Source organism: Roseomonas aerilata DSM 19363 (assembly GCF_000711725.1).
Classification (GTDB): domain Bacteria; phylum Pseudomonadota; class Alphaproteobacteria; order Acetobacterales; family Acetobacteraceae; genus Roseomonas; species Roseomonas aerilata.
This window is the reverse complement of sequence record NZ_JONP01000001.1, coordinates 193,196-205,555: the sequence shown is the minus strand read 5'-3', so window position 1 is coordinate 205,555 and position 12,360 is coordinate 193,196. Positions and strand designations below refer to the sequence as shown.

Annotated in this window: 12 protein-coding genes; 9 read left to right on the top strand and 3 right to left on the bottom strand. The window is 73.3% G+C overall.

The genetic code is table 11. The annotated features are described in order from the left end of the window. Positions 1–43 precede the first annotated feature (43 nt). The 5 genes from BO39_RS00950 (at position 44) to BO39_RS00930 (ending at position 5,483) form a co-directional block, all read left to right on the top strand. Entirely contained in the window at positions 44–2,068 is a 2,025-nt protein-coding gene (locus BO39_RS00950) for a sensor histidine kinase (RefSeq protein WP_043829121.1), read from the top strand. 94 nt (positions 2,069–2,162) lie between these two features. Continuing rightward, on the top strand, positions 2,163–3,194 hold the full coding sequence (gene cuyA, locus BO39_RS00945) for a D-cysteate sulfo-lyase (RefSeq protein WP_043829119.1): 1,032 nt from the start codon (positions 2,163–2,165) through the stop codon (positions 3,192–3,194). 17 nt (positions 3,195–3,211) lie between these two features. Further along, entirely contained in the window at positions 3,212–3,880 is a 669-nt protein-coding gene (locus BO39_RS00940; protein ID WP_043829117.1) for a glutathione S-transferase family protein, read from the top strand. An 80-nt stretch (positions 3,881–3,960) separates the two neighbouring features. Next, the gene (locus BO39_RS00935; protein ID WP_043829115.1) at positions 3,961–4,518 is read left to right on the top strand and encodes a cytochrome b; all 558 of its coding nucleotides are present in this window, start codon (positions 3,961–3,963) and stop codon (positions 4,516–4,518) included. 134 nt (positions 4,519–4,652) lie between these two features. Beyond that, entirely contained in the window at positions 4,653–5,483 is an 831-nt protein-coding gene (locus BO39_RS00930; protein ID WP_043829698.1) for a class I SAM-dependent methyltransferase, read from the top strand. 47 nt (positions 5,484–5,530) lie between these two features. On the opposite strand, the gene pbpC is transcribed toward BO39_RS00930, so the two are convergent. Together pbpC and BO39_RS00920 are read right to left on the bottom strand one after the other, a co-directional pair. Beyond that, positions 5,531–7,555 (bottom strand): penicillin-binding protein 1C, encoded by a 2,025-nt coding sequence (pbpC, locus tag BO39_RS00925; protein ID WP_156963354.1) that lies wholly within the window; start codon positions 7,553–7,555, stop codon positions 5,531–5,533. 5 nt (positions 7,556–7,560) lie between these two features. Continuing rightward, positions 7,561–8,346 carry a class I SAM-dependent methyltransferase gene (locus BO39_RS00920; RefSeq protein ID WP_043829111.1) on the bottom strand — a complete coding sequence of 262 codons (786 nt, stop codon included), beginning with the start codon at positions 8,344–8,346 and terminating at the stop codon, positions 7,561–7,563. On the opposite strand from BO39_RS00920, the gene BO39_RS32355 reads away from it, so the two are divergent. Both BO39_RS32355 and BO39_RS00910 read left to right on the top strand, forming a co-directional pair. Further along, positions 8,321–8,926 carry a hypothetical protein gene (locus BO39_RS32355; RefSeq protein WP_156963352.1) on the top strand — a complete coding sequence of 202 codons (606 nt, stop codon included), beginning with the start codon at positions 8,321–8,323 and terminating at the stop codon, positions 8,924–8,926. The genes BO39_RS00920 and BO39_RS32355 overlap by 26 nt on opposite strands. A gap of 9 nt (positions 8,927–8,935) precedes the next feature. Next, positions 8,936–9,664: an ATPase gene (locus tag BO39_RS00910; RefSeq protein WP_043829109.1), complete on the top strand. Its 729-nt coding sequence runs from the start codon at positions 8,936–8,938 to the stop codon at positions 9,662–9,664. On the opposite strand, the gene BO39_RS00905 is transcribed toward BO39_RS00910, so the two are convergent. After that, positions 9,661–10,356, bottom strand: a complete 696-nt coding sequence (locus BO39_RS00905; RefSeq protein ID WP_084697737.1) for an NAD(P)H-dependent oxidoreductase — start codon at positions 10,354–10,356, stop codon at positions 9,661–9,663. The genes BO39_RS00910 and BO39_RS00905 overlap by 4 nt on opposite strands. 74 nt (positions 10,357–10,430) lie before the next feature. Here BO39_RS00905 and BO39_RS00900 point away from each other — a divergent pair, with 74 nt between their 5' ends. Beyond that, a complete protein-coding gene (locus tag BO39_RS00900; protein WP_084697792.1) occupies positions 10,431–11,150 on the top strand; it encodes a TetR/AcrR family transcriptional regulator in 720 nt (239 codons plus the stop codon). Positions 11,151–11,357: 207 nt separating this feature from the next. Then, positions 11,358–12,269 (top strand): DMT family transporter, encoded by a 912-nt coding sequence (locus BO39_RS00895; RefSeq protein WP_043829107.1) that lies wholly within the window; start codon positions 11,358–11,360, stop codon positions 12,267–12,269. Positions 12,270–12,360 lie beyond the last annotated feature (91 nt).

The following is a 12,360-nucleotide window of genomic DNA, read 5'->3' as shown; positions in this document are numbered from 1 at the left end:
GGCCGCGCGCCTGCCAAACCCTCGTCATCGAGGATGCAACGCCATGCCGGATGGGAATCGTCCACCGCGAGCTCTACCCGCCGCGCGGACCGACCGCTCCTTCGCGCTGCCCGCCCTGCCGCTGATCAGCCGGCAGGCCCGGCGCCACGCGCATGGCGCGCCGGGCGTCCGCGGCGGCATCCATGCCGGCCGCACCGAAGCGGCCGCCACCCGCGGGGGCATGCCGCCCCTCCGCCGGCAGGAGCAGGCCGGCCGTGGCGCCGATCCGGCCACGCGTGAAGAGAAGCCGGCCCCCCGTGGCCGCGAGGCGGCCTCCATCGAGGCGCAGCCCCGCCGCTGGACCCTCCGCCAGCGCCTCGCCCTCGTCTACGGCGCCGTCGCCCTCGTGATCCTGCTCGGTGCCGGCGTCTTCACCTGGTGGCAGGCCGACGCCCTCTCGGCGCGCAACACCGAGCTCGCCCTCGCCGAAACCCGCCGCATGGCCGGTCGCGTCGCGAGCGCCCTCGCCCAGGCACGGCAGGGCACGGCCGTCCTTGCCGCCGCCGATCCCCTCGCCCTCGGCCCGGAGGGCTGCACCGCCCTCCTCAACGCCGCCCACCTGCGCATGGACGCGAGCGTCGGCCACCTCTTCGCCGTGGGGCCCGACCGCAGCGTCACCTGCTCCACCCTCCCCTCGACCATCGGCCAGCGCCTCGCCTCCCCCAGCGTCCTGACCGTGGAACTCACCGGCCGCGGACTCACGGGCGCGCTGAGCACCAGCACCTTCGGCCTCGGACAGGTGATCGAGCTCGCCGAACCCATCCGTCGCGAGGGGCTGCGGGGCCGCGGCGCGCAGGGGCAAGCGCCCGGCGCACCCCTCGGCGGAACCGTCGCCGGCGTCGTCGCGGCCACCGTATCCCTCGACGGCCTGCGCAGCGCCAGCAGGCGCTTCCTGCCGGAGATCGAAGGCCTCCAGGTCTGGCTCCTGGACGCCTCGGGCAGCAGCGCCAGCCTCGTCGGCCCGGACGCGCCGCTGCCCTCGCTGCCGGAGGCCCTCCACGCCTCCTACCTGGCCCGCATCCCCGTAGACGCGGGCGTCGCGAGCAACAACGGGCACCTGCTGATCCAGGTGCGCGCGACCGACGACCTCAGCCTCCTCGCCTCCATCCCGTCCGGCGTGGTCGAGGCCGGCAACCGCGCGGACATCGTCCTTCCACCGCTGCTCCTCGTTGGCGTGCTGCTCGTCGGCATGGGCGCCCTCTTCTGGTCCGCCCAGCGCTTCGTCGTGGCCCCGCTGGAGGCCGCCACGCAGCGGCTGGAGGCCGCCGGCGACATCCCCCCGCCCGCCCTCGGGGCCGAGAGCGGCGCGGCCGACGTCGCCGACCTCATCCGCCGCCTCGGCGCCACCCGCGAGGCACGGGAGGAGGCCATCCGCCTGCGCGACACCCTCCTGCGGGAGGCGCACCACCGCATCAAGAACCACCTCTCCCTCGTCGCCTCCTTCCTCCGCCTGCAGGAACGCCAGCTCTCCGACCACGCGGCCCTCCAGGCGCTGCGCGCCGCCCAGGGCCGCATGGTCGCCATCGGCCTGACCTACGAGCTGCTGCAGGAGGGCACCGGCCAGACCGTCGCCCTCGACGGGATGCTCGAGCGCTTCGCCCGCGCCCTCGCCGCCCGCGACACGACCGAGGGCGGCGGCAACCGCATCATCACCGACCTCGAACACATGGAAGTGCCGGCCGACATCGCCGTGAAGATCGCCCTCGTCGTGAACGAGCTGGCGACGAACGCCCTGAAATACGCCTTCGTCGGCGGCACCTCCGGCTGCGTGCGCATCGCGCTCCGCCGCGCCGGAGAGGCTGGCGGAGAGGCTGGCGGCTTCATCCTCCACATCGCCGACGACGGCATCGGCATGGAACCCGAGGGCCGTCGCGGCCTCGGCATGAACGTCGTGGACACGCTGATCCGCTCCATCGACGCGCGGATCGAGCGCCTGCCCGGCCCCGGCACCGCCTTCGTCATCGCCTGGAGCCCGGTCCCCGACACCCCGCGACCGCTCCCGGATCCGCTCGCCCCTTCCCGGGCCTGACCCCGGGCGCGGCTTTCCCGCCCACCCCGCCTCCCGGAGCCGCCCGATCCGTCCTACCCTGGCCGCCAGCACGTCCCGGCAAGGCTACCCAAGAATGAATCTCGCCCGCTTCCCCCGCATCCGCCTCGGCCACATGCCCACGCCGCTGGAGCCGATGGAGAACCTCTCCCGCGCGCTCGCCGGCCCCGATGGCGGCCCCAACCTCTGGGTCAAGCGCGACGACTGCACCGGCCTCTCCACCGGCGGCAACAAGACGCGCAAGCTCGAGTTCCTGATGGCCGACGCCCGCAACCAGGGCGCCGACCTCGTCATCACCCAGGGCGCCACCCAGTCCAACCACGCCCGCCAGACCGCGGCCGCCGCCGCCAAGCTCGGCCTCGACTGCCACCTCCTGCTGGAGGACCGCACCGGCTACACCGACGCCGCCTACACGCAGTCCGCCAACGTCATGATGGACAAGCTCCACGGCGCGAAGGTCTCCCGCCGCCCCGGCGGCGCGGACATGCAGGCCGAGATGGAGGCGCTCGCCGATAAGTACCGCGCCGAAGGCCGCCGCCCCTACGTCATCCCCGGCGGCGGCTCCACCGCCATCGGCGCCCTCGGCTACGTCAACGCGGCGCAGGAACTGGTGACGCAAGCCTCCGACATGGGGCTCCGCATCGACCACGTCGTCCACGCCACCGGCAGCGCCGGCACCCAGGCCGGCCTCGTCGCCGGCCTCGTCGGCCTCAACAGCGGCATCCCCGTCCTCGGCATCGGCGTCCGCGCCCCGCGCGAGAAGCAGGAGGCCAGCGTCCTCGCTCTCGCGCAGCGCACCGCCGACCACCTCGGCCTCCCCCCCGGCACGATCCGCGCCGAGCACGTGCGCGCGAACTGCGACTACGTCGGCCAGGGCTACGGCATCCCCACCCAGGGCATGGCCGACGCCGTGAAGCTCGTCGCGGAGAAGGAGGGCATCCTCCTCGACCCCGTCTATTCCGGGAAGGGCATGGCCGGGCTGATCGACCTCGTCCGCCGCGGCCACTTCAAGCCCGGCGAGAACGTCGTCTTCATCCACACCGGCGGCGCGGTCGGCCTCTTCGGCTATCCCCAGGCCTTCGACCTGCCCGCGGACGCCGCCGCCTGAGAGAGGAGGGGGCAGCCATGCCCAGCCACAAACCCGCGCGCCTCAAGATCTGGGGCCGCGCGAATTCCGTGAACGTGCAGAAGGTCCTCTGGTGCGCGCGCGAGCTCGGCCTCCCCTTCGAGCGGATCGACGCCGGCATGCAGTACGGCCAGGTGGACACCCCCGCCTACCGCATCCTCAACCCCAACGGCCGCGTGCCCACCCTGCAGGACGGCGACTTCGTCCTCTGGGAATCGAACGCCATCATGCGCTACCTCGCGCTGCGCGGCATCGAGACCGACCCCCGCGCCGCCGCCGCCCTCCTCTACCCCGAGGCCGCGGTGGAGCGCGCCCGCGTGGACCGTTGGCTCGACTGGACCCTCTCCACCCTCCAGCCCTCCGAGCGCGACCTCTTCTGGGGCATGGTCCGCACCCCGCCCGAGAAGCGCAACACCGACGCCATCGCCGCCTCCGCGGAATCCACCGGCAAGCTCTGGACGATCGTGGACGGCTACCTCTCCCACGACCTGCCCTTCGTCGAAGGTCCCAACGTCACCCTCGCCGACATCGCCCTCGGCTCCTACGCCCGCCGCTGGTACGGCATCGACCTGCCGGACCGGCCGCACCTGCCGCGCATGGCCGCCTGGTACGCGCGCCTCGAGGAACGCCCCGCCTTCCAGGAATTCATCGCCCCGCCCCTCACCTGAGCCCGCGGGAAATCCCCGTGGGAAATGATTGAGGAACCCGCCCGCGCCGTCATCTCATGGGGGGAGCAGAGGAGCCGCTCATGTCCGCGAGCCACGCCTCAGGCACCCTCCACCCCGCGCGCTACGACGCGACCTCGCGCGCCATCCACTGGCTGACCGCTCTCCTCGTCCTCGCCGGCGCCGCCCTCGGCCTCACCATCGCCCACGCCGCCCCCAAGGACGAGGCCACGAAATACACCCTCTACGACATCCACGAGAGCATCGGCCTGACCATCCTGGCCCTCACCCTCTTCCGCCTCGCCTGGCGCATCGGCCACCCCGCGCCCCCGCTCCCCGCCGACATGCCCGCCCCCATGCGCATCCTCGCCCGCGCCAACCACGCTGCCTTCTACGCCTGGCTCCTCGCCATGCCCGTCGTCGGCTTCGTCGCGACCAACGCCTGGGGCTTTCCCGTAAAGCTCTACGGCCTCATCCCCCTGCCCGACCCCGTCGGCAAGAACGTGCCCCTCGCGGAAACCCTCACCCGCATCCATGCCGTCGCCGGCTGGGTCCTCCTCGGCATGATCGCGCTCCACGTCACCGGCGCGCTCTATGACCAGTATGTCCGCCGCGACGGCACGCTGGACCGGATGACCTGAACCGGAGGCGCAGGGCAGCGCCTGGCGGCACCGGGGAACGGCCGAAGAATCGCAGGAACGTGTCACCCTGACAGGCGATCCACATGTCAAGATGGCCGAGCGGTAACAATCTCGAAATGGATTGGATCCTGCCCATGCCCAGCGAACCCACCCCCGCCACCCCGGACCTCGCCGCGCTGAAGGCACGACAGCGCGGCACCTGGGCCTCCGGCGACTACGCCCTCATCGGCTCCACCCTACAGATCGTCGGCGAGAGCCTCTGCGAGGCGCTCGACCTCCGCGCCGGCGAGCGCGTCCTCGATATCGCCGCCGGCAACGGCAATGCGAGCCTCGCCGCCGCCCGCCGCTTCGCCACCGTCACCTCATCGGACTACGTGCCCGAGTTGCTCGACCAGGGCCGCCTGCGCGCCGAGGCGAACCGCCTGCCCATCCGCTTCGAGGTCGCCGATGCCGAGGCCCTGCCCTTCGCCGACGCGCACTTCGACGTGGTGCTCTCCACCTTCGGCGTCATGTTCACGCCGGACCAAGAGAAGGCCGCGGCCGAGATGCGCCGCGTCTGCCGCCCCGGCGGCCGCATCGGCCTGGCAAACTGGACGCCTGCCGGCTTCGTCGGCCAGCTCTTCAAGCTGCTCGGCACCTTCCTCCCGCCCCCGGCGGGGGTCCGCTCCCCCGCCCTCTGGGGCACCGAGGAGCGGCTGCGGGAGCTCTTCCCCGGCGCATCGGTCGAGGTCACGCCGAGGGTCTTCCACTTCCGCTACCGCTCGGCCGCCCACTGGCTGGAGGTCTTCCGCAGCTATTACGGCCCCCTGCACAAAGCCTTCCAGGCGCTCGACCCCGACACGCAATCGCGGCTGGAGGAAAACGTGCTCGACCTGCTCGGCCGCTTCGACCGCGGCGGCGGCGCGGGCCTCGTCGTCGCCTCCGACTACATCGAGGCGATCATCCGCCTCCCCCACGACTCCTGACCCCCGATTCCTGATCCCGCCCCGGGCGGGCGGAGAGGGCGCGAACCCTACTCCCCCGCCCGCACCCGAACCGGCGCGCTCACCGCCGCCCCCGTCGCGTCCAGCACCGTCACGCGATAAAATCCCGGCCCCGGCGGCACCCAGCCCACCTCCCGCCGCGCCGCGCCGGAGGCCAGCGGCACGCCGTCCACGAGGAAGACCAGCGGCCGCTGCCCCCCGGCGGCGCGGATCGTCACCGCCCCTTCCTCGACAACCGCCCCCGCCGGCGGAAACAACAGCCGCAGCCCATCGACCGCCCGCGGCCCGCCGCCAAGGGCCGCCACCCGCTCCTCCGCCCCCGCCCGCGGCACCGAAGGCAGCACGCCGAACACCCGCGCCAGCACCGGCAGCGCGAGCGAACGCCCCGTCGCCCCCGGAATCGCCGTCCCGTCCGGCCGCCCCACCCAGACGCCGGCCACGTGCCGCGCGTCGAACCCCACGGCCCAGGCATCCCGACCGCCCCAGGAGGTCCCTGTCTTCCACCCCACGCCCGCGGGCCCACCGCCCGGAAACCCCTGCACGAGAATCCCCGCCACCATCTCCGCCGCCCAGGGCCGCACCACCGGCTCCGCGGCAGTCGCCACCCCCGGCACCACCCGCAGCGCCCCCGCCCGCCCGCCGTCCCCGATCGCCGCCGTCACCCCCACCAGCTCCCGCAGCGTGATCCCGACACCCCCCAGCGCGAGCGGCAGCGCCGCCCCCGCCCCCGCCGGCAGTCGCGGCACCGCCCCCAGCGCCTTCAGCGAGGAGGCGAAGCGGATCGGCCCCAGCGCCTCCATCAGCGCGACCGCCGGCAGGTTCAGCGACTGCCGCAGCGCCTCCGCCGCCGTCACCCGCCCCGAGAACCCCCGCGCGTAGTTCTCCGGCGCCCAGTCCCCGAAGCGCCGCGGCAGGTCCTCCATCACGCTGGAGGGTCGCGCCAGCCCCCGCTCGAAGGCCATGGCATAGAGCAGCGGCTTCAGCGACGAGCCCGGCGAGCGCACCGCCCGCGTCAGGTCCATCGCCCCCGCCCGCCCCTCCGCCAGCCAGTCCCCGCCGACCAGCGCCCGCACCTCCCGCGTCCTCAGGTCCGCTACCACGATCGCCACCGACCCCCGCGCCGGCAGCGCTGCCAGCACCTCCGCCGCCAACCCCTCCATCCCCCGCTGCAAACCGGCATCGAGGGTCGTCCGCACCACGTCGGCCGCCCCCCGCGCCACCTCACGGGACAGATGCGGCGCCAACCCTGGCATCGCCCGCCGCGCCGAGGGCGCCGCCTCCGCCAGCGCCGCCACCCGCTCCACCTCAGGCAGCGCCGCCGCCCCGCGCCGCCGCAGCACCGCATCCCGCGCCGCCAGCGCTGCCGAAGGATGCCGGTCCGGCCGGAGCGCCTCCGGCCGCCGGGGCACCGCCACCAGCAGCGCCGCCTCCGCCACGCCCACCCGCTCAACCGGCCGCCGGAACCAGGCGAGCGCCCCCGCCCGAACCCCCTCCAGGTTCCCCCCCATCGGCGCCAGCGTCAGCCAGGCCCGCAGCACCCCGGATTTCCCAAGCCGCCACTCCAGCTGCACCGCCCGGAAGGCTTCGATCACCTTGCTCCGCAGCGTCCGCGGCCGCGGCTCCAGCAACCGCGCCGCCTGCATCGACAGCGTGGACCCGCCCGAGACCACCCGCCCCGCCCGCGCCCACCCCACCGCCGCCCGCGCCACCGCGATCGGATCGACGCCGAAGTGCCAGCGGAACCGCCGGTCCTCCGCCGCCATCAACAGGTCCACCAGCACCCGCGGCACCTCCTCCGCCGAAACCGGCAGCCGCCAGACCCCGCCCGGCGCCGGCAGGGCCGAGAGCACCCGCCCCTCCCGGTCCACCACCACCCGCCCGACCGCCTCCAGCCGCGACAGATCCGGCGGAAACACCCGGTCGAGCACCAGCAGCACCCCGAGCAGCAGCGCCACCGCGCCGCCCAGCGCCAGCCCGATCCGCGCCGCACGCGGCAACGGGCGGGCGCCTCCGCCCCGCCCCGCCTGCCCGCCCTCGGCCGCCGCTCCCTCCACCCCGCCTATTCCGGCACGGTCCCGCGAACCGCGTTCGCCCGCGCCTCCCAGACAAGGCCTCCATCCGCCTCCACCAGCCGCGCCCGCGCCCCCTGCCGCACCCGCTCCAGCTCCGCCGCTCCCAGCCCCGCCAGCGGCTGCGATACGCTCCCCGCCATCAGCACCGTCGCCCAATAGGCCTCGAAATCCGCGAATCGCTGCCGCACGCGGATCTCCCGCGTCTCCACCCCGACCAGACCCGCCTCCTCCCACAACCCGCGCAGCGCCTCGGTGCCGGCGGCCTCCACGCTCGGCGGAAAGGGCGGCACCACGCCGATCTCGCGCAGCGCCACCTGCACGGGCGTGTAGGGAAACCCGCCGCCGAGGATGTCCCAGGCATAGGCCGCGACCAGCCCGCCCGGCCGCACCACCCGCACCATCTCCGCCACCCCCCGCGCCGGCTCCGGCACGAAGAAGATCACGAGGGCCATGACCGCCGCGTCAAAGCGCGCCTTCTCGAATGGCAGCGCCATCGCATCCGCCCGCCCGAACCGCGCCAGCCGCGCCGCCGGCCGCCCCCGCGCAAAAAGAAGCTGCTCCTCCGAGGGATCCACCCCCTCCACTGCCAGGGGCGCGCATCGCTCCACGATCAGCTCCGTGAACGCCCCGCTGCCGCAGCCCACATCCACCCACCGCATTCCTGTCGAGGGCGCCAGCCAGTCGAGGAACACCTCCCCCGCCATCCGGCTCCACACCCCCATCGACCGCTCATAGGCGCCGCCGTCCATGAAGCGGATCGCGCTCTCGGCCATGGCCGTCCTTCCTCCCGCACCGCGCGACGCCCGCCGCCCCGATGCCCGGCCCGCAGCCTCGCGCAGCCGCCCCGCCTCCGCAAAGATTTCCGCGCGACACCGCCCCAACCAGACGCCCCCGGCACCACGCCCCCGGCACCACGCCCCTGGCACCACGCCCCTGGCACCACGCCCCTGGCACCGCACCCCGCCCATCGCTATCTTTCCCGCCATGCCCCCCACGGACATGCACCCCCAGGCAGCATCGTCCACGCCGAAGCCGGCGAAGGCCCCGCCGCGCCCGCCCCGCGCGACCCAGATCCGCCGCGAACCCGGCGGCACCCGCGTCACCTTCGGCACCGCCACCGTCACCACCCGCAAGCCCGCCCGCGCCGAGGTGGAAAGCAACGTGGAGGCCAGCACCGAGGCCCTCCGCCGCGCCGGCGACCGCCTGGCCCGCCCCGGCATCCGCCTCCCCGCCCGCAAGAACGTCCCCCTCTTCGAGGCGGACCCCGACTGCCCCGGCCGCTACCTCCGCCGGCTCAACGGCCGCACCGAGCGCGGCGTCCTCGAGAACGGCCGCTTCACCGTCACCGATTGACGAGCCTGATTGACCTCGCTCCGGGCCGCCACCGAGCTCGTCCGCCTCGCCCAGGCCCGGACAAGAAAGCCGCTCGCCGTCGTCCTCGCCGGCCATAACGGCTCAGGCAAGTCCACCCTCTGGTACCGCCTGCTGGCAGACCGCCTCCGCATCCCACTGGTCAATGCCGACCGCCTGATGCTCTCCATCCTCCCCGAGCCCGGCCCGGACGGCCACCTCACTCCCTGGGCCGCGACGCTCCGCGACACCGACCGCGGCTGGATGGCCGTCGCGCAACAGGGGGTGCAGGCCTTCGTCGCCCAGGCCATGGGCGCGAAGGTCCCCTTCGCCATGGAGACCGTCTTCTCCCACTGGCAGCCCCGCCCGGACGGCACCACCGCCTCCAAGATCGACCTCATCCGCGACATGCAGCGCGCCGGCTACTTCGTGCTGCTGATCTTCGTCGGCCTGGAAAGCGCGGACCTCTCCATCCTCCGCGTCCAGACCCGCGTGGCCGCGGGCGGCCACGGGGTCGACGAACCCACCCTCCGCCGCCGCTTCCCCCGCACCCAGCGTGCCATCGCCGAGGCGCTCCGCGTCGCCGACGCCGCCATCCTCACCGACAACAGCCGCGCGCCCCGCCAGGCCTTCACCGTCTGCCGCATCCAACTCGGCGCCGCCGGCCTCTACGACATCCGCGATGCCGGAACCCCGCCCCCCGCCATCGCCGCCTGGCTCCCGCTCATCAGCCCGGCCTAGAGGGTGGTGCGGACCTGACCGGCGGTTGCGGGAGGACGAAAGGTGGCTTCGCCCCCTCCCGCCGGTACCGACCCTAACCGGTTCGACGCGCCAGGGCCGGGGAAGACGGATTCAGCAAGGTTCCTGCCGATCTCGGCGGCACGGCGCAGCGCCTTCTCCCTGGCAGGGGCATCGACGCTCAGCAGGATGTCCGATCCGACCACGGGGGCGCCGCAATAGCCGAAGATCCCATGATCGATCTGCGTCCGCATGGCATCCGTGTAGCCGTGCCTCGCATAGGTTCCTCCGTCCGCACCGCCGATGCCGACGAGTTGCACGGATAAGCGGCCGAGCTTTTTCACGGTCGGCCCTTCGGACGCGTCGTCGTAGGCCCAGCCCTGGGTGAAGACGCGGTCTATCCACCCTTTCATCAGCCCGGGCATGGACCACCAGTAAACGGGATAAACAAGCACCAGCAGGTCGGCCCGGTCGATGCGACGTTGCTCGGCCAGGACATCGGCCGCGGCGTGAGCGTGGCCGTTGAAGAACGCGCGATCTGCCGCGCTGAAGCGTGGGTCGAAGCCCTCGGCCGCCAAATCGGCCATCTCGGTCGTACGCCCCGGCTCCCCTCCGAAGCCCTTGGCCACTTGGTGGGCGACCGCGTGGGTGAATGAGGATGCATCAGGGTGTGAGGTGACGATGAGGGCGTGCATGAGAGACCTCGGCACAGGTTTGCGAAGGAGTGGTGGTTCGATATACTAACGGTAACCTACTAATGGTACATAAGATGTCAAGCTCACCTCACCCCGGGATTGCCCACTCTCCGGCTCGTCGCCGCCTGTCCCGCGAGGAGCGGCAGGCACAGCTGATCGATACGGCCCAGCGCCTCGTTCGGGAGGAAGGGACGGATGCGCTGACCCTGGGGCGGCTGGCCCAGGAGGCCGGCGTGACCAAGCCCGTGGTCTACGACCACTTCGGCACGCGCGATGGCCTCCTCGTCGCGCTGTACCGCCACTACGACGCCCTCCAGAATGCCGCCCTTGACGCCGCGCTAGCGGCCTGCAGCCCCAGCCTAGCGGAGCGGGCGGAGGTCATCGCCTCGGCCTACGTAAGATGCGTCCTGACGCAGGGACAGGAGATCCCCGGCGTGGCGGCCGCGCTGGCTGGTGCCCCGGGGATGGACGCCCTGAAGCGAGGCTACCAGACGGACTTCATCGCGAAGTGCCGCCGCGTGCTCGAGCCGTTCGCCGGGGGTGGAAGGCTTACCTTGGCAAGCCTCTGGGCGATGTTGGGAGCGGCGGACGCCGTCTCCGATGCAGCGGCGCGCGGTGAGATCGCGGCGGGGGAGGCGACGGAGGAACTGTGCCGCAACATCATCTCCATGGTGGATCGCCACCGGGCCTGCCCCCCTTCCGAAGACGGCATGGACGGCACGCTCGTAGATCCGCTTCCCACCCAAAGCGGCCCTGCCGCTGACCGCCCGCACGACCGCTCGTTAGGTCCGTAACACGCTCCAGAGCAAACCCTGACCGGGCCGCATCACCGCAAGAGGGTGCAACCGCCCCATTCGCCCCCAACGGTGCCTGCCCCCCGGAGGGCCAAGCCCGGCCGAAAGCAGCGGACAACCCGGCATCCCCTCCGTGCTTATCCAAGCCTGGGGTGCCGCCGTGACGGCGCAGCACCGAGCTGATCCCGAAGGGGTGGAGAGAATGGCTTGGACGCGCTGAAGACGGGCACGAACTCCCACCAGGGCTCGATGACCTCGACCGCCATCGGTCTCACCGTCCTTTCCGGGCTCCTCTACGTCCTCGGCTACGCGCTCTCCAGGATCCTGGTCACCGATCACGGCCTGAGCCCCCTTCAGGTCACCTTCCTCCGCTGCGTCGTCATCCTTCTCGTCGGCCTGGCCGCAACCGCCTGGCCCGGGAACCGCATGACGTGGCGCCGCCTGTTCCGGCCCGAGGGAGCGTGGCAGCAGAGGGCGGCGGCGGCGGCGCTCGTCATCTCGAACGCACTCGCGGTGCTTGCCTACACCCTCCTCTCCGTCACCGCCGCCTCGGCCCTCGGCTTCACCGCGCCCCTCCTGCTCGCCCTGCTCGGCGGCCTCTTCCTGCGGGAGAAGGTCTCGCTCGGCCGCTGGCTCGGGACACTGGTCGGCTTCGCCGGCATGCTGCTGATCGTGAAGCCGGGCGGGGAAGCGAGCCTGTTCGGCATCGCGGCGGCCTTCGCCGGCGCGCTCACCTACGCCGTCTACCAGATCCTCATCCGCCGCCTCCGCGACGTCGCCACCACGCTCGACACGATCATGCAGGTCGCCCTCGTCGGCGTCGTCCTGCTGGCCGTGCCGGTCGCCGCCGGCTGGCACCCCGTCAGCACCGTGGCGGCCGGGCTGATCGTGCTCGTGACCGCCGTCCAGACCGCCGCCCTGGCGAGCATCGCGGCGGCCCTGCACCGGGGCGAAGCATCGCGCCTGGCGCCCTGGCAGTTCTCCGGGCTGCTCTGGGCCATGGCGCTCGACGCCGTCGTCCTGCACGCCATGCCGACGCCCGGCAGCCTCTTCGGCGCCCTCCTCGTCATCGGCGGCGGCGTCCTGGCCCAGACGCTCAAATCCCCGGAACGGGGATAGCCAGGCTCGCCCCCCCGTCGTCTCGATGACCGCCCCGCCACCGCGGGGCACGGCCGGGGCTTACCCGGCCACCCCCGCACGGGACGGCGCG

What these genes read in the sequence shown, in the direction of transcription:
- BO39_RS00950 (WP_043829121.1), top strand. Translation starts at nt 44, where the DNA reads ATGCCGGATGGGAATCGTCCACCGCGAGCTCTACCCGCCGCGCGGACC.
- cuyA (WP_043829119.1), top strand. Translation starts at nt 2,163, where the DNA reads ATGAATCTCGCCCGCTTCCCCCGCATCCGCCTCGGCCACATGCCCACG.
- BO39_RS00940 (WP_043829117.1), top strand. Translation starts at nt 3,212, where the DNA reads ATGCCCAGCCACAAACCCGCGCGCCTCAAGATCTGGGGCCGCGCGAAT.
- BO39_RS00935 (WP_043829115.1), top strand. Translation starts at nt 3,961, where the DNA reads ATGTCCGCGAGCCACGCCTCAGGCACCCTCCACCCCGCGCGCTACGAC.
- BO39_RS00930 (WP_043829698.1), top strand. Translation starts at nt 4,653, where the DNA reads ATGCCCAGCGAACCCACCCCCGCCACCCCGGACCTCGCCGCGCTGAAG.
- BO39_RS32355 (WP_156963352.1), top strand. Translation starts at nt 8,321, where the DNA reads ATGAAGCGGATCGCGCTCTCGGCCATGGCCGTCCTTCCTCCCGCACCG.
- BO39_RS00920 (WP_043829111.1), bottom strand. Translation starts at nt 8,346, where the DNA reads ATGGCCGAGAGCGCGATCCGCTTCATGGACGGCGGCGCCTATGAGCGG.
- BO39_RS00905 (WP_084697737.1), bottom strand. Translation starts at nt 10,356, where the DNA reads ATGCACGCCCTCATCGTCACCTCACACCCTGATGCATCCTCATTCACC.
- BO39_RS00900 (WP_084697792.1), top strand. Translation starts at nt 10,431, where the DNA reads ATGTCAAGCTCACCTCACCCCGGGATTGCCCACTCTCCGGCTCGTCGC.